This window comes from Nonomuraea endophytica (assembly GCF_014203235.1).
GTDB classification, from domain to species: Bacteria; Actinomycetota; Actinomycetes; order Streptosporangiales; family Streptosporangiaceae; genus Nonomuraea; species Nonomuraea endophytica.
The window spans coordinates 152596-174257 of record NZ_JACHIN010000005.1 but is presented as its reverse complement, the minus strand read 5'-3'; the positions used below and the strand labels follow the sequence as shown (position 1 = coordinate 174257).

Here is a 21662-nt window from a genome sequence, read left to right as displayed (position 1 = left end):
GGGATTGTCGCTGAGTTCTGCAAGGATGCCAGCCATGTCGGAAGATGTGACGTGGGTGGAGGCCGAGGGCGGCTACCGGCTGGCCCTCGACGGAGGCACTCTTGTCTGCCAGAACGCCGCCGGCAGACGGCTCAAATCGGTGCCCAAAGCGGTCAAGGACAGCCCCGCGGCCGAGGAACTGCTCGCCCTGCGCGACCACCTCGCCCGGCACGCGGCCGAGTGCCTGGCGACGGTGGAGTCCTGGATGCTCGGCGGCCACCCGGTCCCGTCCCCGATGATCGCGGCCGTGTGGCCGGATCCGGCCTGGCGCGAGGCGCTCACCGACCTGGTCGTCCTGCGTGACGACGAGCCGGGGCTGCTCAAGGACGCCGGCCGGGACGGCCGGCTCGGCGTCGTCGACCTGGACGCCGAGACCGCCTGGCTGGAGCCGGGGCCGGTGCTGATCCCGCACCCGGTGTTGCTGGAGGACCTGGCCGACCTGCGTGAGTTCGCCGCCGAACTGGGCGCGGCGCAGCGGGTGCCGCAGCTGGCCCGCGAGGTCCACCACAAGGGCGACGTGCCGCCCGACTACGCGGGAGGCCGCTTCTCCGAGCTGCGCCACGCCACCGCCCGCGCGGCCCGCTTCGGCTTCCGGGTGCGCGGCGGCTACGCCGTCTGCCCGGTCGTCGACGCCGGCCGTCCCGTCCAGGCCCGCTACTGGCTGGGCGACGACGGGCCCGACTACGAGGCGTACACGGGAGATCTGATCTGGGTCGGCGCCGACGAGCGCCCGCTCGAACCCGCCGACGTCGGCCCGGTCGCCTGGTCGGAAGGCGTGCGCATGGCCGAGCTCATCTACGCGGGAAGGATCACCGACGGTGACTGACGACCTCCTCCTCGACGCCGGACTCGCCCCGGCCGGCGCCGAAGGCGGCCAGCCCGTCCGGGCCCGCGCCTACGGCCACCCCGCGCTCGGCGAGCGCCCGGTGATCCGCCTGGTCGGCGAGACGACCGCACCGGCCGAGGACCGCGCCATGGCCTTCCTCGGGTACGGCGAGCCGCAGGTGAGCCCGCCCCTGGCCACCGGACGCCGCCGCGGCCTCGGTTACCCGGCGTGGGCCCTGGTCAACGACCCGCGCGGCGCCAAGGCGGCGCTGGCCGCCGTCACCGGCATGGAGCGCGCCGCCCGCATGGCCGCCGCCCGTCCGGGAGCCGCCGCCGACGCCTACGCGGAACTGGCCGACACCCTGCCGCGCACCCACCTGCCGAGCTTCTGGGAGCAGGCAGGCCGGACGTTCATCGTGGCCGGGCACGGCGGCCAGGCGGCGGTGATGTTCGGACGGGCCCGCGAGGCCGAGGCCACCTACGCGCTGCCCGTGGACGAGGCGGCCCGCCGGGCGGTGTTCCTGGAGTACGCCTTCGCCGGAGCCCTGCCGGTCAAGGCGGTCAACGTCTACGTGGGCGAGCTGGCCGAGCGCTACGAGCCGCGCCGCGCCTACGACGAGCTGTTCGAGCTGGCGGTCCGGCGCACGCTGGGCGGCCTGCCGCCGTGGAGCGACCTGCCCAAACAGCTGCGCAAGCTGGCCAAGGCCGCGAAGCTCGACCCCGCCGCCGAGGACGAACGCCTCATCACCACCCTGATCGGCGCCCCGGCGGTGAAGCGGGCCCGCCCGCTGTTCTGGAAGGCCTACCGCACGACCCTGCTCGCCCAGCCCCGGGAGACGCTGCTGGAGGTCTTCCCCACCGCCGACGGCGTCGACGAATGGTGGATGGAGCTGCTGCGGGAGTCCGGCGCGCTCGACACCGTCCCGGCCGCGTGGCTGTCGCGGCAGGTGGCGCACCTCAAGCGCGGCTGGCGCTCGGAGCCCGGCTCACCGGCGCTGCTCGCGCTGGTGGAGCGGGCCGCCGGCCGGCTGGTCGCCGAGGGCGAGCCGGTCCGGCTCGAAGGGGGAGTGGCCTGGCGCAGCCGGATGCTCGACCTCGATCTGCTGGACGCGTGCCTGACGTTCGGGGTCCCGGTCGCCGATCCCGGCAGCGAGGCCGTCGTCCACCTGGGCAGGTGGCTGATGAACGGGCGGAAGCGCGACCTGGAGGCCGTCGTCGCCGACCCGCGCTTCGCGCCCCTGCTGGACCAGGCCGTGGGCAACCACCGCGAGGTCCAGGAACTGATCGAGATCCCGGTGCTGCGGCCGATGGTCCACGCCTGGCTGCTCGACAAGGTCCGGCAGACGGGCTCCGGCGGGCTGCTGGACGCGCGTACCGCGCTCGACGCTCTGGAGAACGCGCTCACCGGTCCCGTGCTGGCCGCCTTCGACGGGCTGCGCGAGGCCATCGAGGGCATCGACTTCGCGGTGCCGCTGGGCCGTACGCTGCGGGCGGGCGTCTACGACGAGCTGGGCTGGGACGCCTTCGACGCCGCCCTGGAAGAGCTCGGCGAGGACGCGCGCATCAGCGCGAGCTGGCCCGTGCTCACCGTCTTCACCGCCGCCAAGGCGATCGCGCTCGGGCCCGGCGGCCGGGTCGCCGAGCACGACCTGCGGGTGCCCGCCGGCATGCCCTACCTCGACGTCCTCTACGCCGACGGCGCGTTCCGCGTCGCCTGGGGCGACCACGACTCGCGCTCGTTCTACTGGTCGTCGGCGCCGTCCGAGATCCACGAGAAGGACGGCTGGCACTACTTCCACGAGCACCGGGCCGGGCTCGGCTACGCCTTCCTCACCCCCTCGGGCGGGCGCGTCACCGGCCGCAAGGCCCTGCACCCCGGCGACCGGCGGCCCGAACTCGACGAGACCGGCCGCATGTTCTGGGACGGCGCCACGTTCTGGATCCAGCCCGACGCGTGGCGGCCGGTGCTGCGCGAGCTCGACCCCGCCTCCGGGCAGCTCGGGCGGGCCAGCCTGCCGGCGTTCCTGGAGGACGCGCCGCCGCCGGACGGCGCGCGATGGCAACTGGAGGGCTGCTCGCTCGCCCCGCTGCCCGAGGGCCTGGAGGGCACGCCGCTCGGCGCCGCGGACGGCATGATCGGCTTCCGTGTTTACTCGGCCGGCGGCCACCACACCTACATGCGCGCCGACGGCCAAGGCGGCAGCGCGAAGCTGACGTCGACGCCCTGGGGGCTGCTCGACCTGCCCGGACACGCTGAGCCACTGCTGCTCACCGGCACCGGCAACACGGTCGTCCTCACCGAGACCGACGGGACGCACCACTGGGACGTCACCACCGGCCGCGACAGGTGGAGCAACGCCAAGGGCAGCTCGGACGGCACCGCCCTGGTGCCGTTCCAGGCGTTCTGGCACCATCTGACGCCGCGTGACCCGGACGGCTCCGCCGTACTGCGGAAGCTGCCGGAGGCCGGTGCGCGGGCGCTCATGGACGGCGGCGAGCCACCCGTGACGCACGAGCGGCTGCGGCGCGGCGTGGCCGGGCTGGTACGGCAGGCCAACGAGCTGGCCACCCGCCGCGACGAACTGCTCATCGCCGCGGGCGCCACCGCCGGGCTCGTCCCCGGCCTCGACGAGGACGAGCTCGCCAAGGCGCTGGCCGACCTGGTGAACGCCCAGGGCCTGCTCACCTACCAGGCCGGGCGGCAGATCGCCTTCACGGCCGCGTTCCTGTCCGGCGAGGTCCCGCCCGAGGCGGTCAAGGGCGGCATGCCCGGCAGCTTCCAGGACTGGACCGACCTGATCGGCAGCCTCGGCGGCCTGGCCGTGCGCGCGATCTCGCCCGCCACGCCCGCGCCGCGCAGGGCCGCGATCCGCACCCTGCTGGAGATGTGGTCGGGTTCGCGGCTGGCCGAGCCCGGCTGGCGCCGCGGCGTCGCCGACGTGGCCGACCTCACCGGCCACCTGTCCGCCGGCGGCGCCCACCTCACGCTCGACCTCACCCCCGACTACTCGGGCATCTACCAGGCGCGGCGGCGCAGGTTCATCGAGTACGGCACCGCCCCCCGCGCCGGCGAGGTGCTGGACGTCTCGGCCGAGCTGCCCATCGGCTGGGCCAAGCCGCGCACGCTCGCCGCCTTCGTCGACCGGCTGCGCGCGGAAGGCCCCGCCGAGCACGATCCCGAGGCCGTCGAGCTCCTGTGCGCCGAGACCGGTCTCGGCCGGCCCGCCGCCGCGCTGCTGATGGCCGGGCTACCCGGCCTGGACAGCTGGGGCCGCGACTTCCTCGACGCCGAGACCCGCGAGGTCCTCGACCTGAAGCCGGCCGAAGCCGTCATCGCGCGCGACGAGCTCAAGTCGCTCACCCAGCAGGAACGGCGCGATCTGCTCGACGCCGCCGTCCCCGCCGACCCCTGGGACCAGAAGGCGCTCGCCCGCGGCCTCGCCGAAGCATGGACCGCCCGCTTCGGCCGCCGGACCCGCGTGCCCGAGGACGCGGTCACCGCCGCCAGGACGCTCCCGCTGCGGCTGCCCGCGACCAGGGCGCTCGGCGCGCTGACCGACCCGTCCCCGGTCGCCGAGCTGAACCGGGACCACGACACCTGGCTGGCCGGCGACAGCTACCACGAGGTGGTCGAGCCCATCGCCCTGGACGACCTGATCGCCGACCTCGCGCTGGCGCTGCCGTGGGCGTATGCCACGCTGCCGGGCGGGCATCCCGTCCGCGCGGGGCTGCCCGCCGCCCTCGACCTGGTACGGCGCCGCCTGAACCACCCGGGGCTGCTCCTGCGCGGCGGCACGATGGAGGGCGACGGCTTCACCGGCGAGCCGTACCACGGCAAGCTGGACGACGGGGTCACGGCCGTCGACGACGGCCTGACCATCGTCGTCACCCACGGCCAGACCTTCTACCGCCCGGCCCTCCTCGGCGGCGACGCCCGCTCCCTGCTGCAGCTGTCGCTGGAGAAGCCCTGGGGCGACCAGACGCCGCCGGCCCGGTTCGTGGAGCTGCTGCGCTCGGACGGCTACACCCGGATGGCCGAACGGACCCCGCTGCTGGAGGCGGGCCGCTGGGAGGCCGACCCGAGGGCCGGCGCACCCGCCGTGGTCGCCGCGGCGGCGGGCGCGCTCGGCCTGGACGAGGACGCCGCCGTCCTCTACCTGCAGCTGCTCACGCTCCTCGAACCCACCGACCGTAACGTCCGCACCTGGAACGACTGGACGCCCGCCCGCCACAAGAAGGCCGCCGCCGCCCTGTCGGAACGCGGCCTGGTCATGGCCGCCAAGCGCGAACGCGCGGGCCGGGGGTTCTTCCTGCCCGGCGGCTGGACCAAGGGCAAGGCGCCCGACCTGCCCGCCGAGACGTGGAAGCTGGAAGCGCTGTATCCGCGCACGCTCGCCCGCCGCCTGCCGGACACGTCGCTGCCCGAGCTGTTCGAGCGGGCCTGGCAGCTCGTCAGCGAAGGGGCGGGCCCCCGATGAGCCTTCAGGCCCAGGTCGAGCCCGCCGAAGTCCGCCACGCCGAAGAGCTGGAGCAGCTCGCCGCCCGCCCCGGCCCCCGCCCGCCCGGCTGGCGGCTGACGCCCTCGGCCGTCGTGGACTTCGTCATGGGCGACGGCCGGCGGATCGCCCGCAAGTTCGTCGGCGAGCGGGCGCTGGTCGAGCGGGCCGTGGTCACGCTCGCCGGAGAACGCGGCCTGCTGCTCGTCGGCGAGCCCGGCACCGCCAAGTCCATGCTGTCGGAACTGCTCGCCGCCGCCGTCAGCGGCGCCAGCGAGCGGGTCGTCCAGGGTACCGCAGGCACCACCGAGGAACATCTGCGCTACGGCTGGAACTACCGCCTCCTGCTGGCCGAAGGCGTCAGCGGGCAGGCGCTCGTGCCCTCCCCGATCCTGGCCGCCATGCGCGCCGGCGCCGTGGCCAGGGTCGAGGAGATCACCCGCTGCCTGCCCGAGGTGCAGGACGCGCTGGTGTCGGTGCTGTCCGAGCGCCGCATGGCCGTGCCCGAGCTCGGCGCCACCGAGTACGCCGCCCAGGGCTTCAACGTGATCGCCACCGCGAACCTGCGCGACCGGGGCGTGTCCGAGATGAGCGCGGCCCTGAAGCGGCGCTTCAACTTCGAGGTCGTGCCGCCCATCGGAACCCTCGCCGACGAGGTCGCGCTCGTCCGCACCCAGGCCACCGCCGCCCTCGCCCGCGCCGGAGCCACGCTGGAGGTCGACGACGCCGTCATGGAAGCGCTGGTGACGGCCTTCCGCGACCTGCGGCTCGGCACCGCGGAGGAAGGCTGGCCGGTGGAACGGCCGACCGCGGTGATGAGCACAGCCGAAGCCGTGGCGGTCGCCGGGTCGATGGGGTTGCAGGCCGCCTACCTGCCCGTCCCCGATCCGCTGTCGCTGCTGCCCGGGTATCTGCTGGGCGTGGTGCGCAAGGACGATCCCGACGATCAGGGCAAGCTGCTGGCGTACTGGGACACGACGGTGCGGCGGCGGGCCGAGAGCGGGCCTCGGTTGTGGCGGCGGCTGTACGAGCTGCGCGACGCGCTGTCCGGAGGGTCGTGAAGGAACTCGAGGACCTGGTCGGGGGGCGGGAGCCCTACCTGATCGGGGTACGTCACCATTCGCCGGTGCTGGCGGCGGCCATGCCGTACCTGCTGGAGGCGGCGCGGCCGCGCGCGGTGCTGGTCGAGCTGCCCGGGGAACTGCAGGAGTGGCTGGGCTGGCTCGGCTCGCCCGCCACCACGGCGCCCGTGGCGCTGGCCGTCGCCTCGCAGGAGGGGGAGCGGCTGGGCTTCTACCCGTTCGCGGACTTCTCGCCGGAGCTGGCCGCGGTGCGGTGGGCGGTCGGGCACGGGGTGCCGGTGCACGCCATCGACCTGCTCACCGGGCTGCCCGGCGACAGCGCGGAGGGGACGCTGGTGCCCGCCCTGATGCGGCAGGTGGACGTGGACGACCACGAGGAGCTGTGGGACCGCCTCGTGGAGACCCCCTCCCACGGGGCCGAACCCGCGCGGATCCGCCGTGCCGCCCTCGCCGTCGGCTGGGCCATGCGGCAGGACGCCGGCACGATCTCCGAGCGGGATCTGGCGAGGGAGGCGTGGATGCGGCGCCGTATCGCCGACATCGGCCCGGAGGGCGCGGCCGTGGTCGTCGGCGCCTTCCACGCCCCCGCACTCACCGCTCCCGCATTGATCGCCCCCGCCTCCACCACCGAGCTGCCCGCCTCCACCTCTGCTGTTCCGGAGGCTGCGGAGGGTGAGGTGGTGACCGCGCTCGTCCCCTACGGTTTCGAGCTGCTGGACTCGCGCTCCGGCTACCCCGCGGGCATCAAGGACCCGGAATGGCGCCAGGCCGTCTACCTGGCCGAGGGTGATCCCGCAGCCGTGGAGCGCGCCGCCGCCGAGACGATCGCGCGGATCTGCGCGGAGTTGCGCCGCGACGGCCACGTGGCGGGCGTCCCCGACGCCAAGGCCGCGTACGGCATGGCCCGCGACCTGGCCGCCCTCCGCGACCTCCCCGCCCCCGGCCGCCGCGAACTGGTCGAAGCCCTCCAGAGCACCCTGGCCCAAGGCGAACCCCTGGGCCGCGCCCGCGCCGTGGCCCGAGCCGCCGAACGTGTCCTCATCGGCGCCCGCCGCGGCCAGGTCGACCCCGCGGCTCCCCGCTCCGGCCTGCTCACCCACGTCGAGGCGCTCGTCGCCGACCTGGGCCTGCCGGGACCCGGCCAGCCGGAGGCCGTCCTGCGCCTCGACCCCCACCGCTCACCCCTCGACCAGCGCCGCCACCTCACGCTCAGCCGCCTGTCCGCGCTGGACGTCGGCTACGCGGAGGAACGCCCCATGACCGGCGTCGGCGGCGCCGACACCCTGGGCCGTTCGTGGACCGCCCGCTGGCGTCCCCTGACCGAGGCCACGCTGGAGCGCGCCGCCGTCTACGGCGCCACCCTCGCTCCCGCCGCCGAGGGCCGCCTGCGCCGCGCCGCCCTCTCAGAACGCCTCCCCGTGATCGTGGAGAAGGCCGCCGAATGCGGCCTGCCGGAGCTGACCGCGGAGCTCGTGGGCCGTCTCGCCACGGAGTTCATCCCCGTGGCCGGCGCGGCGGACCTGGTGGCCTGCCACCGCCTCCTCAGCCGCCTCGCGGCCCTTCCGTCCCCGCCGCCCGGCTGCCAGGAAGCCGCCGAACTCGTCCTGACCGCGGCCGTCGCCTCCGTCGAAGGCCTGTCCGGCATGACCCGCCACGAGGAGGCGGCGCTCCTGGGCGAACTGGTCCGGCTCGCACCGGCACGGGGCCGCCTGACCTGGGCACTGCGCCGCATGGCCACGGACGGCACCCCACTCGCCCAGGGCGCCGCCGCCGCGGCCCTGCTCGTCGCGGGCGCGACCACCCCCGCCTCACTGTCGGTACGCCTCGCCGCCTGGGCCGATTCCGCCTCCCCAACCCCCGCCAAGACCGAGACCGGCACCGATCCTGGGACCGGCACCGATCCTGGGACCGGCACCGATCCCGATACCGGCACCGATCCCGGGACCGGGGCAGGGCCGATGGCTGAGCGAGGGCCGGTGGCTGGGGTGGCGGTGGCGGGGCGGGTTGCTGGGGCGGTGCTGGTGGCGGGGGCGATGCTGGAGGCGTCGGCCGAACTGCTGGCACCGCTGGCCGAACGGGTCGAGGTCTGGGACGACGCCGGGTTTCTCGCCCGGCTGCCCGCGCTCCGTGACGGGTTCGAGGCGTTGTCTCCCGCGTCCCGCCAGCGCCTGCTCGACAGCCTCGGCCTGGACGCCGACGTGACCCTGCACGCCCCGGCCGACGAGCTCGCCGCCTGGGCAGCGGCCGACGAGGCGGGGCGGCTCGCCGTACTGGAGCTGGATCCCGCCGCGCTGGACGGTACGGCGCTGGATCCCGCGGCGCTGGACGGCGCGGCGCTGGACGGCGCGGCGCTGGATCCTGCGGCGTTGGATGGTGCGGCGGGTGAGGTGGCGGGCGGTGCGCAGCCCGTGGGGGCCGCGCTGGACGGGCCGGAAGACTCGCGGCGCATTGGGCGGGTGGATCGGTGGCGGATGGTGCTGGGGCGGGAGGCGGACCGGCTGGATCCTCCGGCCAGGGCGGTCGCGCGGGCGCTGGACGATCTGTATGGGGCCGGAACGGGGGAGGGGGCCGACGGTGGTGGGGGCGGGCGGCCGTATCCGTCGGCCCGGGAGTGGGTGGAGGAGCTGGAGGCGCTGTTCGGGGCCCGGGTACGCGAGGAGGTCGTGGGACGGGTGGCGGCACGCGGGCGGGTGGACGCGCTCCTGGCGCTGGACCCGGAGCGGGTCAGCGCGGACGTCGGCCTGCTCGAAGGAATGCTGGCCCTGGCCGGGGCGCTCCCCGAGGCGCGGCTGGCCAGGTTGCGCCCGCTGGTGGCGCGGGTGGTGGCCGAGCTGACCGAGAAGCTGGCCCGACGCATGCGGCCCGCGCTCACCGGCCTGACCACGCCCCGGCCCACGCTGCGGCCGGGCGGGCCCATCGACCTGCGCCGTACCCTGCGGCGCAACCTCCACACCGCCCGGCTCACCGAACGCGGGCCGGAGGTGGTGGTGGAACGCCCGGTGTTCAGGACCCGGGCCCGGCGTGGCGCCGACTGGCACCTGCACCTGTGCGTGGACGTGTCGGGCTCCATGGAACGCTCGACCATCTACGCCGCGCTGGCCGCCGCCGTGCTGCACGGGGTTCCGGCGTTGAGCGTACGTTTCATCACGTTCTCCACCGAGGTGGCTGACCTGTCCGACCGGGTGACTGATCCTCTGTCGCTGCTGCTGGAGGTGTCCGTGGGCGGCGGCACCGACATCGGCACGGCCCTGCGCTACACCCGCGAACGCCTCACCGTCCCGCGCCGCAGCATCGTCGCCGTGGTGAGCGACTTCGACGAGGGGGTGTCGGTGGGCCGCCTGCTGTCCGAGGTACGCGCGCTGGCCGGAACCGGTGCCCACACCCTCGGCCTGGCAGCCCTCGACGACCAGGGCCAACCCGTCTACAACCGAGCAGTCGCCGAACAGGTGGCGGCCGCCGGAATGCCGGTGGCCGCCCTGTCCCCGTCCGAGCTGGCGGCCTGGATCGCCGAGAGGGTACGCGGATGAGGCCAGACGTGATGCCCGCCGTCCTGGCCGACGCGCTCGCCGCCGCCCCCGCCCGCGTCACCAAGCGCCTCGACGCCGCGCCGGGCGCGGCGGAGGCCTGGCAGTGGAGTCCCGAAGGCGCCGAACTGCACGTCAACACAGGCCAGGAGACGGTACGGCTGCCGCTCGGGGGCCTGCTCACCGACATCGCCCAGATCACCTGCACCTGCCTGCTCACCCCACGCTGCCTGCACACCCTGTCCGTCCTCAGCGCCCTCCCCCTGGCCACCCCCGACACCCCGTCACCAGGCGAAAAGCCCGACCCCTCGCCGGCCCAGAGCGACGAGCCCCCCGCCTCAGGCACCCCGCGAACGCCGAGCCAAGCGGATCCCGACCAAGCACGTCCGACAGCCGACACGGGAGGGCCTGCGGGAGGCGGACCGGGCGGGGCGGCGGCCGGGATGGCGTGGGAGGCGGGGGCCGAGGTGCTCGCGGCCGGGGTGGCGCACGCGGGCGCGGCGGCCAGGGAACGGCTGCTGCGTGCGGCCCATGCCTGTGCCGAGGCGCGCCTGTACACCCTGGCCAGGCTGACCACGGCGGTGGCCCAGGGCGTTCATGACGTGCGGGCCAAGCGGCCGGAGTTCGAGCTGGCACGCTACGCCCAGGACCTGGCCGACCTGCTCAGGACCGCCCGCCGACCGGACACCGATCCGGGGACCGGCAGGCGCCGCTACGAGGCGCTGCCGCCCTTGATCCTGCAGGGCTTGTTCAGCGAGCCCGTAGTCACGGCCTCCGGCTACGCGGGTGTGGTGACCTGGCTGGCCGACGAGACAGGACAGCTGTACACCGTCGCCGACGTGACGCCGGGCGGCGCGGAGCGGGTGGCCGCCGCCTACCGGGCAGCGGTCAGGTTCGGCGGCCTGGCGCTGTCGCCGGAACGCCTAGGCCGTAGCCGCGTCTTCGCGCAGAACGCCGCCGCCAGCGCCGACGGCAGGCTGAGCAGTACAAAGGACACCAAGGCCGCGATCCACGGCGTCAGCACATGGACCGGCCCCCCGTGGACGGAACCCCCAGCCGACCAGCTGGCCAGGGCGCTGCGAGGCGAGCGCGACGGCCTGATGTTCCTGCGGGCCGAACCGGCGGGCCGCGACCTGCGCACCGGCGCGGGCACCCTGACCGCAATAGGCGCCACACCCACCGGCGAAGCCAACCTCCGCAAGCTCACCCCGGCACACGAGAGCGACGTCATCGTCCGGGTGGTGCCCGACCAGCCGGGCGTGGTCACCGTCCTGGCCGTCGATCAGCAGGACCTGTCGTTCACCGACCTGCCCGGCCCGTCAGGCCCACCGCTACCGCCCAGACCCGGCGGCCGCGCCGCACCCCTCACCCCGCTGCGCCGCGTGCTGCACCGGGTGGCCATGGGCGGAAGGGCGACCGCGGGCCCCACGGCGGCCGCCACGATCGCCGCCACCGCCGCCCGCCTGCGCCGCGATCAGCTGCCCACCGCCGCCGCCCTCCTGGAGCGCCTCGCGGGCCGGGCCGCCGCCGTCCGGCGTACCGTGACGGGCGAGTCGCTGCCGGAACCGCCCGGCGAGCTGGCCCGCGTCTGGTCGGCCGCCATGACCTACGCGGAGCGAGCCGAGGGGGAGCTCACCCTGCGTCGCTGGCGGGCGGCGATGGAGCCGGGACCCGGTTAGGCGAGGCGGTGGCGGATCACCAGGTCGTTCAGGGCGTCGTGGGTGGTGGCGGTCTCGGGCAGGGACGAGACGGTCTGGGCCTCTTGCAGGGCCGCAGTCATCCTGGTCACGTCCGCCGCCACCCCATCGATCACCGGCGCCGCCCCGTGTTCGGCCTCCCGTTTCGCCTCCACCAGCTCCGGCAGGTACGCAGGCCCGTACCCGAACAGCAGGGTGAGGTCGGCCACCAGCTCGCCCGTGCGCATCAGGTGGGTGCCGGTCGCCAGCACCCGGAACGTGTAGAGCAGCGGCTTGAGCTCGCCGGTCTTCTCGAACAGGCGCCACTGGGTGCGGGCGAAGCCGAGATAGTGGTGGGCGTGGTGGTTGGTCAGGCAGCCGGAGGCGAGCGCGGTCAGCTCCGCGTGCGCCGACGAGGTGGCCACGACCAGCGGCGACAGCAACTGCTCCAGCACGTAGCCGTTGCGGTTGAGCAGCAGCCGGCAGAACTTGGCCAGGTCGTGCGTCACCAGGTCCACCTCGACCGACTCGCGCGTCCAGGTGCGGTCGAGCGTCTCGGGGCCGGTGCGCAGGCCGACGACCTCCCGTAGCGGCAGCACGTGCGCGCCGCGCAGGTCCACGTCGGAGTCGCGGGAGGGGAAGCCGTACAGGTGCGCGCCGCTCACGGTCGCGAACACCAGCGGGTACGGCTGCTCGCCCGGGATCTCGGGCAGCCAGCCGGGCAGGTTCACAGGTGGGCCCTTCTGACGTCCAGCAGGAACTCCTCGACGGCCGCGCGGTCCGGGGCCGCGGGCAGGACGCTCACCGCGGACTCAAGCTCGGCGGCCAGGCTCTCCCGCCACGCGGCCACCTCCGCCCAGGCGACCTCGCCGCGCTTGACGGCCAGCAGCCGTTCGCGCTCCGGGCCGGCGTCGATCTCGAGGTCGCCGTGCCGTACGAGATGAAGGCCGCAGCGCATGAGGCGGATCATGTGCATGGCCTGCTTCCACTTCGGCGCGGCCGGGTCCAGGCGGCGGAACTGGGCGTCGGCGTACCCGCAGAAGGTCTGGCGGGCCCGCTCGGACAGGAACGCGCGGCGCAGCCCGAGCAGCCGCTCGCCGAACGGGGTGGTCAGCTCGACCAGCGGCGACCACAGGCACTCCAGCACGGTCGGGTTGGCCTCCAGGGCCAGGCCGCAGAAGCGCTCCACCTCCCAGGAGAACTGCTCGGGCAGCGGCCCGTCCCGGTGCGTGGGCGGCTTGTCCAGCCGCCAGAACGCCTGCGTCGGCGCCACGAACACGCCCCTGCGGTCGGTGTCGGAGGCGTCGGTGTCCAGGCCGTAGGCGCGCGAGCCCACGACGACGGACAGGATCAGGTCGTCGGTCACGGCGCCAGCCCGCTCAGCAGGTCGGCGGCCTCCAGGCGGCGTCCGCCCGAACGGTCCGGGTAGAGGGCGTAGACGCCGGCGTCGCCGGGCAGGTCGACGTCGCCGCGCACCAGGATCGCGAGCTCGACGCCGTCCGGCCGGCCCTCCGGCGCGTCGGCGCGGGCGGACAGGCGCGCGGCGAAGCCGGCGACCGGCTCGCCGGGGCGGCGCTCGTAGCGGACGACCGCGCCGTCACGGCGGCGCACCAGCACCTCCCGCGCGCGTCCCGCCGCGTGCCAGCACGCCAGCTCCCACATGGTCACCCGCTCCTCGAACGCCTCGCCCAGCGCCCGGCCGAGCGCCGCCAGCTCGTGGCCGCTCCTGGCCACCTGGTGACCGTACCCGGCGGCCGACAGGTTGAGGTCGGCCCACACCGACGTACGCGACCACAGGTCGGCCACCAGCGGGACCAGGATCTTCGCCGGACCGGACAGGTCGAAGCGCTGCCGCACCGCCAGCGGGTCGAACAACGTCCCCTCCGGCCGCCGCATGAACCCGGCGAAGCCGCGTACCAGCTCGTCGAAGGGCACGTCGTTGTAGCTGAACACGACCGGCACCAGATACCGCCCGCGCAGCGTCCGCACGTCCACGTCGATGAACTCCGACGCGCCGAGCGGCATCGGTGCCGACGTCAGGTCGCCCGAGTGCGTCAGCGCCGAGCCCAGCCGCAGCCGGGTGTAGTCGCACAGGCCGGCGAAACGCCAGCTCTCGTCGAAGACGGCCACCGACAGGTCGAGGTCGACGCGGGTTCCCGGCGGTTCGGCCCAGTGCAGGAAGAAGCGCAGCCGGGCGTCGTCGGGGATCGGCTGCCTGCTGCCGCGCGTCAGCCGTACCAGCGCCTTGGACGCGGCGCGCTCGGACGTCGGCGCGACCAGGTCGGCGAGCGCCTCGTCCAGCAGCGCGCGGCGCACCCCGGGCAGCGCGGACGCGCGCCGCAGGAGCTCGGCCGTGAGCACGTCCTCGGCGCCGAGCACCACCTCGTCGGCCAGCGGCGACCGCTCGTCGGGCAGCGTCCAGAACCGGGCGGTGCCACCCCTCGGCAGGAACAGCCGCCGGCTTCCCGGAGCCGCCCGCAGCAGCCCGAGCGCGGACACGAGCACGCCCGGCGCCACCCGTTGCACCGCGTCCTCAAGCACCGCCCCGGGACCCAGCAGCGTCTCCGGCGACAGCCGCAGCATCTGCGACAGGCGGCGCACCAGTTCGCCCGGCCGCGCGGCGAGCAGCCCGGCCGCCTCCTCATACCGCTTGGCCGCCAGCGCCGGCTCCACCAGCCCGTTGAACGTCGTCGCCCGCAGACGCCCGTCACGCACCCGCACCGCTTCCGGATGCCGCGCCGCCCGCGCCAGCAGCGCCCGCCCGAACGCGGTCCCGCCGTCGAGCGCCGTCCCGCGCAGCGCCGCGAACGCCATCGCCGCCACCGGGAACCTGCGCGCGTGCTCGTGCGGGTGCAGCACCTCGCCCATCCGCACCCACAGCCGGGCGTGCCGCCGCAGATCCTCCAGCAGGTACGGCACCGCCATCCGATCCAGGCATCCCAGCACGACCCTCCGCATCCCCCGGCCCAACGCCAGCCGCTCGGGCGCCACCCGCAGCCCGGGATCGCCGCCCATCAGCTCGAACAGCAGCCGCAGCACGTCAGTGGCGGTCTCCAGATGCGCCTCCAGCAGTGCGGTGGCGCCATGCCGGGCGGCCACGGCCATGGCCACCGCCCTGGTCTCCTTGACCGGGATCGCCTCCGGCAGCCAGGCCGCCGACTCGGGCCAGCAAGACTCCAGCAGCGTGCGCAGTTCGGCCCGCTCGTGCGGGGGCATGGGAGTGCGCCGTTCGAGGAGGGAGCCGGTCAGCTCTCGGACGGCCTCCGCCGGGTCGTCGCACAGTCCCAGCACCGCGACCGGCCTGGCGAGGACGCCACGCGGAGCCGTACCGGCTGATCCTGGGGGTCCAGTGGGGCGCAGGAACGGATCGCCGGCGGCGATCCGCCGGTGGCAGATGGGGCAGGCGCTGAAGTCGGCGCCGTCCCAGCACAGGCGGCACACGAGGTGCGCGCACGGCGAGACGGGATGGACGGTCCTGCGCTCCCCGCACAGCACGCACGGCTGCTCGGCCGCCTGGGTGAGCAGGCTGAACACGCGGCGCACGTAGAAGTCCTGGGTGTCCTGAGGCACGCTGTCAGGAAACTTCCGGAAAAGCGGGATGTGCTCCGCGCCCGCGCCCACCTCGTTCCGCGCCCAGTGCAGCACCCTCCGGCCGACCTTCGCCAGGCCGTCCGCCTCCAGCCCGGACAGCGCGTCCCGCAGCGGCCCCGACAGCAGGAACCCGAGCTGCACCAGCTCGGCCTCCAGCGCCGCGACCCCGCGCGGAACGTCCGCCGCCACCAGCCGCATCCCCTTGCGCAGCTTGCCCACCGGCGGCACCGCCCGCGGGTCGGCCAGCATGGGCGCGAGCGCGACCAGCCGCCGCGCGCGCAGCAGTACCTCGGCGATCACCCTTGGCCTCCCCTGAAGAAGCGTGCGGGAGGCCGCGCTGAGCACGGCCTCCCGGGGCGGAGAGCGGGCACGCTGTTCAGTCGAATGAAGGAGAAGGAAGCGCACCCTGAGCCGCCCAGGCGCCACACGCTACCCGGATGAACACGGCCATGTCCTCCCCATATTCGCGGCACCGGCTGAGATAAGGTCACGGACGTCGAGAAAGGGCGGACCCTTGTCCATGCGCGAATGGCTGCTGCACGGCCTGCAGCCCACCTCCGGGATGCACGACGAGCATCCCGGCAAACGCCATTCCTGGTGGCAGGTCATGTGCCTGACCGGCGTCGACTACTTCTCCACGCTCGGCTACCAGCCCGGCATCGCCGCCCTGGCCGCCGGGGCGCTCTCGCCGATCGCCACGCTGATGCTGGTCGCGCTCACGCTGCTCGGCGCCCTGCCCACCTACCGCGTCGTCGCCGCGGAGAGCCCCAACGGCATGGGCTCCATCGCCATGCTGGAACGGCTGCTGCCGTCGTGGTGGGGCAAGCTGCTCGTGCTGGTGCTGCTCGGGTTCGTGGCCACCGCCTTCATCTTCACGATCACGCTGTCGGCCTCCGACGCGACCGCCCACATCCTGGAGAACCCGTTCTTCCCCGCCGCGCTCGACGACCAGCAGGTGCCGATCACGCTGCTGCTCGTCGCCGCCCTCGGCGCGATCTTCCTGCGCGGCTTCAGCGAGGCCATCGGCCTGGCCATCGCGCTCGTCGCCGTCTACCTGGCGCTCAACGTCGTCGTGGTCGGGCGGGCCGTGGCCGAGGTGCTCAACCAGCCGGTGCTGGTCCACGACTGGCAGGACGTCCTGGCCACCGACTACTCCTCGCCGCTCGCGATGGTCGCCCTGTCGGCGTACGCGCTGCCGAAGCTGGCGCTCGGCCTGTCCGGCTTCGAGACCGGCGTCGCGGTCATGCCGCAGATCGAGGGCACGCTGGAGCAGCGCATCCGCGGCGCCCGCCGCCTGCTCACCACCGCCGCGCTCATCATGAGCGTCTTCCTGGTGTTCAGCAGCTTCGCCACCGCCATCCTCATCCCGCACCGCGAGTTCGAGGAAGGCGGCAAGGCGGCCGGGCGGGCGCTGGCCTACCTCGCCCACCAATATCTGGGCGACTGGTTCGGCACCCTCTACGACATCAGCACCATCGCCATCCTCTGGTTCGCGGGCGCGTCGGCGCTGACCGGCCTGCTCAACATCGTCCCCCGCTACCTTCCCCGGTACGGCATGGCCCCCGACTGGGCCCGCGCCGTCCGGCCGCTGGTGCTGGTGTTCACCGCGATCTCGTTCGCCATCACGATCATGTTCGGCGCCAACGTCGAATCCCAGGGCGGCGCCTACGCCACCGGCGTCCTCGCCCTCATCCTGTCGGCCGCCGTGGCCGTCACCATCTCCGCCGCCCGCCGTGGCCGCCGCGGCCAGGCGATCGCCTTCGGCGTCGTCTCCGCCGTCCTCGCCTACGCCTTCGTCGCCAACGTCATCGACCGCCCCGACGGCCTGTCCATCGCCGTCTTCTTCGTGATCGCCATCATCGTCACCTCGCTCGTCTCCCGCGCCACCCGCTCCACCGAACTCCGCGTCACCGGCATCACCCTCGACCCCGAAGCCCAGCGCATCCTCGACACCCTGCCCCCGGGCGCGCTGCGCATCATCGCCAACGAGCCCGACGCCCGCGACGCCGCCGAATACACGGAAAAGGACCGCGAGACCCGCGAATACCACCACCTGCCCGCGGACGAGCCCATGATCTTCCTGGAGGTGACGCTGGGCGACGCCTCGGAGTTCACCTCGGAGATCGAGCTGAAGGGCGAGCTCCGCCACGGGCACCGGGTGCTGACCGTGGAGAGCGCCGCCGTCCCCAACACGATCGCCGCCATCCTCCTGAACCTGCGCGACCGCACCGGCCGCATCCCCCACGTGTACTTCCACTGGGCCGAGGGCAACCCGATCGGCGCGCTCCTCCGCTACCTGCTGTTCGGCGGCGGCGACGTGCCCCCTCTGACCCGCGAGGTCCTCCGCCAGGCCGAGCCCGAACTCTCCCGCCGCCCCCACGTGCACGTTGGTTGATCTCTTTCTGCTCTCATTCCGTTTCCGGCCTTTCCGTTACGGCTCCGCCGCCCCGCCCGCCGCCCGCCGTCGCCCCGCGGCCCTGTCACTTCCACGCTCCCCGGGCGGCGCGGGTACTCGCCGCGACGGCCTCGATCCTTGCCTGGCCGGGGTGGGGTTGGCCACTTAGGGGGCTCAGGGGGCGGCCGTTGCGGTGCTTTGCTCGCGCGCCCGAGAGGTGTGGAAGCCGTGGAGGGCGGCTCGGGTCGGCGGGGGTGGGTGGGGTGGCGGAGCCGTAAAAGATAGGAAGCTTGTGGGTTGATTGGAGGGTGGCGCGGCTGGTGGGATCGGGGGGTGGGTTTTGATGAGGTGTATCGGCGGAGCATTGAGCAGTCCGAGCGGTTCTGGGCCGAGGCGGCGCGGGGGATCGAGTGGGACGTGGAGCCCGCTCAGGTCCGGGCCGACGGGCGGTGGTTCGCCGACGGGTGGCTGAACACCTGCCACAACGCGCTCGACCGGCACGTCGCCGCCGGGCGCGGGGAGCAGGCGGCGCTCGTCTACGACAGCCCGGTCACCGGCGTCAAACGGACCTACACCTACCGCGAGCTGCTGGACGAGGTGGCGCGGACGGCGGGGATGCTGGCCGGGCTCGGGGTCGGGCGCGGGGACACCGTGGTGATCTACATGCCGATGGTGCCCGAGGCCGTCGTCGCCATGCTGGCCTGCGCCCGGCTGGGGGCGGTGCACTCGGTGGTGTTCGGCGGGTTCGCGGCGCCCGAGCTGGCGGTGCGGATCGACCACGCGCGGCCCAAGGTGGTGCTGTCGGCCTCGTGCGGGATCGAGCCGTCCCGCCTGGTGGAGTACAAGCCGCTGCTCGACGCCGCCCTCCGGCAGGCCGGGCACCGGCCGGGCCACTGCGTGATCCTGCAGCGGCCGCAGTGCCGCGCGGAGCTGGAACCGGGCCGCGACCTCGACTGGGCCGAGGCCCTGAGCACCGCCGAGCCCACCGGCTGCGTCAGCGTCCGGGCCACCGACCCGCTCTACGTCCTGTACACCTCGGGCACCACCGGCCTCCCCAAAGGCGTCGTACGCGACAACGGCGGCCACGCGGTCGCGCTGTACTGGAGCATGAGCGCCGTCTACGGCGTCGCGCCGGGCGAGGTCTTCTGGGCGGCCTCCGACGTGGGGTGGGTGGTCGGGCACTCCTACATCGTGTACGCGCCGCTGCTGGCCGGCTGCACCACCATCCTCTACGAGGGCAAACCCGTCGGAACCCCGGATCCCGGGGCGTTCTGGCGGGTGGTGGCGGAGCACGGGGTGCGCGTGCTGTTCACGGCGCCGACGGCGATCCGGGCCATCAAGAAGGAGGACCCGGCGGGGGAGTGGGCCGCCAAACCCGACCTGTCCGGCCTGCGGCATCTCTTCCTGGCCGGGGAACGCCTCGACCCCGACACCTATCACTGGGCCACCGGCCTGCTCGGCATCCCCGTCATCGACCACTGGTGGCAGACCGAGACCGGCTGGCCCATCGCCGCCAACTGCGTCGGCATCGAGCAACTCCCCCTCAAACCCGGCTCACCCACCAAGCCGGTCCCCGGATACGACGTGCGCATCCTGGACTCCGCCGGCGCCGACTGCCCGCCCGGCACCGAAGGCGCGGTCGCGATCCGCCTGCCGTTGCCGCCCGGCTGCCTGCCGACCCTGTACAAGGACGACCAGCGCTTCACCGAGTCGTACCTGACCCGCTACCCCGGCCACTACCTGACCGGCGACGGCGGCTACATCGACGCCGACGGCTACCTCTACGTCATGGGCCGCATCGACGACGTCATCAACGTGGCCGGCCACCGCCTGTCCACCGGCGCCATGGAAGAGGTCGTCGCGGCCCACCCCGACGTGGCCGAATGCGCCGTCATAGGTGTCGACGACCCGCTGAAGGGCCAGCTCCCCATGGGCTTCGTCGTCCTGAAGGCCGGAGCCGACCGCGACCCCGCCGACCTCGAACGCGAACTCGTCACCATGATCCGCGACCGCATCGGCCCCGTCGCGGCCTTCCGCCGCGCCCTGGTCGTCACCCGCCTCCCGAAGACCCGCTCGGGCAAGATCCTCCGGGCGACGATGCGCGACATAGCCGCCGGCCGCCCCTACCGCACCCCCTCCACCATCGAGGACCCCGCAGCCCTCCAGGAAATCACCGACGCCCTGTAACCCCCACCCCACACCCTCGGGTGGGGATAGTTCGATGAAGGGTGAAATGTCGTGGCCCTAGGGTCAGGGGTATGGAGCAGAGCGTTGAGGTGAGGACCGACCGGCGCGCGTTGGTGGCGGCCGGGGTGACCGTGGTGTTGTGGGCGTCGGCGTTCGTGGCGATTCGCGCAGCCGTACAGGACTATTCGCCGGGTGCGCTCGCCCTCGGGCGGCTGCTGGCAGGGTCGGTCACGCTGGGGGTGATCCTGCTGGTGCGCCGGGAAGGACTGCCCTCGCGCAAGGCCTGGCCCGGGATCGTGGTGTCGGGGGTGTTGTGGTTCGGGGTGTACATGGTGGCCCTGAACTGGGGTGAGCAGCAGGTCGACGCCGGTACCGCGGCCATGGTGCTGGGGATCGGGCCGGTGCTGATGGCGTTGCTCGGCGGGTGGCTGCTCAAGGAGGGCTTCCCGGGGCGGCTGCTGGCGGGGCTGGCGGTGTCGTTCGCGGGCGCGGCCGTGGTCGGGGTGTCGATGTCGGAGGGCGGGGCGTCGTCGGTGCTGGGGGTGGGGCTGTGCGTGCTGGCCGCGGTGTCGTGGGCGGTGGCGATCATGGCGCAGAAGCCGGCGCTGAAGTACGCCTCGGCGCTCCAGGTCACGGCCTACGGGTGCATCGTCGGCACGATCGCCTGCCTGCCCTTCGCCGGGCAACTGCTCACCGAGGCGGCGCGGGCTCCGCTGTCGGCCACGCTCAACCTGGTGTACCTGGGCGTCTTCCCCACCGCCGTCGCCTTCACCACCTGGGCCTACGCCCTCGCCAGGACCACCGCGGGCAAGATGGGCGCCACCACGTACGCGGTCCCGGCGCTGGTCGTGGCCATGGCATGGGTGGCTCTGGGTGAGGTGCCCGGCTGGCTGACGTTCGCCGGCGGCCTCCTGTGCCTGGCCGGCGTCGCCGTAACCCGCTCCAGAACCACCCGCTGACCCACCCGCCCCCAACCACCCGGACAAGATCGACGTTCCGGGCGAAAACCTAGCTCCTGCTAGCGAGGAGGGGTACGGCGTGCCCCGGTCTTGGTCGCGAGCAGGCGGGTCAGGCTGGGGGAGGCCCAGGCGGCTCCCAGCATGAGGCGCATCATCACCGGCAGCGACGTGCGCCCGCGCTCCCGGCGCACCGCGTTGACCAGAGCGCGGGCCACCTGCCCGGGAGTGACGGTGGGGATCAGGTCGGCGATGCCCGGGATGCGCTCCTCCGAGCCGGGGTTGTTGGCGAAGTAGTCGCTGGACACCTTGCCGGGGATGATTTCGGTCACCCCGACCCCGGTGCCGGACAGGTCGGCGCGGAGGGCGGCGACCAGGCCGCGCAGGCCCCACCGGGCGGCGGTGTAGCCGAACGCGCCGGGCCAGGCGATGCGGGAGGCGGGGGAGTTGACGACGACGATGCGGCCGCTGCCCCGCCGTACCATGTCATGGGCGAAGGCGGCGCTCACGTAGCCGGCGGCGAGGAACGGCACCGCGGCCAGCTCCCTGAACTGCTCGGGAGAGGTCTCGTCGGCGAACAGCCACAGCCCGGCGCCCGCGTTGTTCACGATGACGTCGGGCACGCCCACCGTGGCCTTCACGTGCTCGGCCATGGCGGTGACGGCGGCCGGATCGCCCAGGTCCGCGGGGAAGACGTGGGACTTGCCCAGCTCCGTGGCCAGCGCGTGGAGCTTGACCTCGTTCCTGGACGTCAGGACCAGCCTGGCCCCGGCGCGGGCGAACTCCCTGGCCGTCTCCGCTCCGATGCCCGACGACGCGCCCGTCACCAGTACGACCTTGCCCCGCAGTTCCACCGCATCTCCCGAAAGATCGCCAAATATCAGCTCAGAG

12 protein-coding genes are annotated in these 21662 nt (G+C 74.1%); 8 read left to right on the top strand and 4 right to left on the bottom strand.

Annotated features, from left to right (window positions below):
• Window positions 1-34 precede the first annotated feature (34 nt).
• The 5 genes from HNR40_RS19745 to HNR40_RS19725 are packed head-to-tail and all read left to right on the top strand — an operon-like array spanning window position 35 to window position 11645.
• Window positions 35-865: a DUF4132 domain-containing protein gene (locus tag HNR40_RS19745; protein ID WP_246509273.1), complete on the top strand. Its 831-nt coding sequence runs from the start codon at window positions 35-37 to the stop codon at window positions 863-865.
• The gene (locus HNR40_RS19740; protein WP_184963339.1) at window positions 858-5342 is read left to right on the top strand and encodes a hypothetical protein; all 4485 of its coding nucleotides are present in this window, start codon (window positions 858-860) and stop codon (window positions 5340-5342) included. The genes HNR40_RS19745 and HNR40_RS19740 overlap by 8 nt, the downstream gene beginning before the upstream one ends.
• Entirely contained in the window at window positions 5339-6421 is a 1083-nt protein-coding gene (locus tag HNR40_RS19735) for an ATP-binding protein (protein ID WP_184963337.1), read from the top strand. The genes HNR40_RS19740 and HNR40_RS19735 overlap by 4 nt, the downstream gene beginning before the upstream one ends.
• Window positions 6418-9969, top strand: coding sequence for a DUF5682 family protein (locus HNR40_RS19730; RefSeq protein ID WP_312896431.1), 3552 nt, complete (start codon window positions 6418-6420; stop codon window positions 9967-9969). Before HNR40_RS19735 ends, HNR40_RS19730 begins: the two co-directional genes overlap by 4 nt.
• Window positions 9966-11645, top strand: a complete 1680-nt coding sequence (locus HNR40_RS19725) for a hypothetical protein (protein WP_184963335.1) — start codon at window positions 9966-9968, stop codon at window positions 11643-11645. Before HNR40_RS19730 ends, HNR40_RS19725 begins: the two co-directional genes overlap by 4 nt.
• Here the strand turns inward: HNR40_RS19725 and HNR40_RS19720 are convergent.
• From HNR40_RS19720 to HNR40_RS19710, 3 genes are read right to left on the bottom strand one after another with little or no spacing between them, the layout of a single operon-like run.
• A complete protein-coding gene (locus tag HNR40_RS19720) occupies window positions 11642-12373 on the bottom strand; it encodes a nucleotidyltransferase domain-containing protein (RefSeq protein ID WP_184963333.1) in 732 nt (243 codons plus the stop codon). The two genes, HNR40_RS19725 and HNR40_RS19720, sit on opposite strands and share 4 nt — an antisense overlap.
• Window positions 12370-13008: a nucleotidyltransferase domain-containing protein gene (locus HNR40_RS19715; protein ID WP_184963331.1), complete on the bottom strand. Its 639-nt coding sequence runs from the start codon at window positions 13006-13008 to the stop codon at window positions 12370-12372. The genes HNR40_RS19720 and HNR40_RS19715 overlap by 4 nt, the downstream gene beginning before the upstream one ends.
• Window positions 13005-15533 carry an MXAN_6230/SCO0854 family RING domain-containing protein gene (locus tag HNR40_RS19710; protein WP_312896430.1) on the bottom strand — a complete coding sequence of 843 codons (2529 nt, stop codon included), beginning with the start codon at window positions 15531-15533 and terminating at the stop codon, window positions 13005-13007. The genes HNR40_RS19715 and HNR40_RS19710 overlap by 4 nt, the downstream gene beginning before the upstream one ends.
• Window positions 15534-15753: 220 nt before the next feature.
• Between HNR40_RS19710 and HNR40_RS19705 the strand changes: the two genes are divergently transcribed.
• The 3 genes from HNR40_RS19705 (at window position 15754) to HNR40_RS19695 (ending at window position 20774) form a co-directional block, all read left to right on the top strand.
• Complete coding sequence (locus HNR40_RS19705; protein ID WP_184963329.1) at window positions 15754-17628, top strand: APC family permease; 1875 nt, start codon at window positions 15754-15756, stop codon at window positions 17626-17628.
• A gap of 333 nt (window positions 17629-17961) precedes the next feature.
• Window positions 17962-19815 (top strand): propionyl-CoA synthetase, encoded by a 1854-nt coding sequence (locus HNR40_RS19700; RefSeq protein ID WP_184963327.1) that lies wholly within the window; start codon window positions 17962-17964, stop codon window positions 19813-19815.
• 71 nt (window positions 19816-19886) lie between these two features.
• Window positions 19887-20774, top strand: coding sequence for a DMT family transporter (locus tag HNR40_RS19695; protein WP_184963326.1), 888 nt, complete (start codon window positions 19887-19889; stop codon window positions 20772-20774).
• Window positions 20775-20833: 59 nt separating this feature from the next.
• Here HNR40_RS19695 and HNR40_RS19690 read toward each other — a convergent pair whose 3' ends face one another.
• On the bottom strand, window positions 20834-21625 hold the full coding sequence (locus HNR40_RS19690; protein WP_184963324.1) for an SDR family NAD(P)-dependent oxidoreductase: 792 nt from the start codon (window positions 21623-21625) through the stop codon (window positions 20834-20836).
• Window positions 21626-21662: the final 37 nt, after the last annotated feature.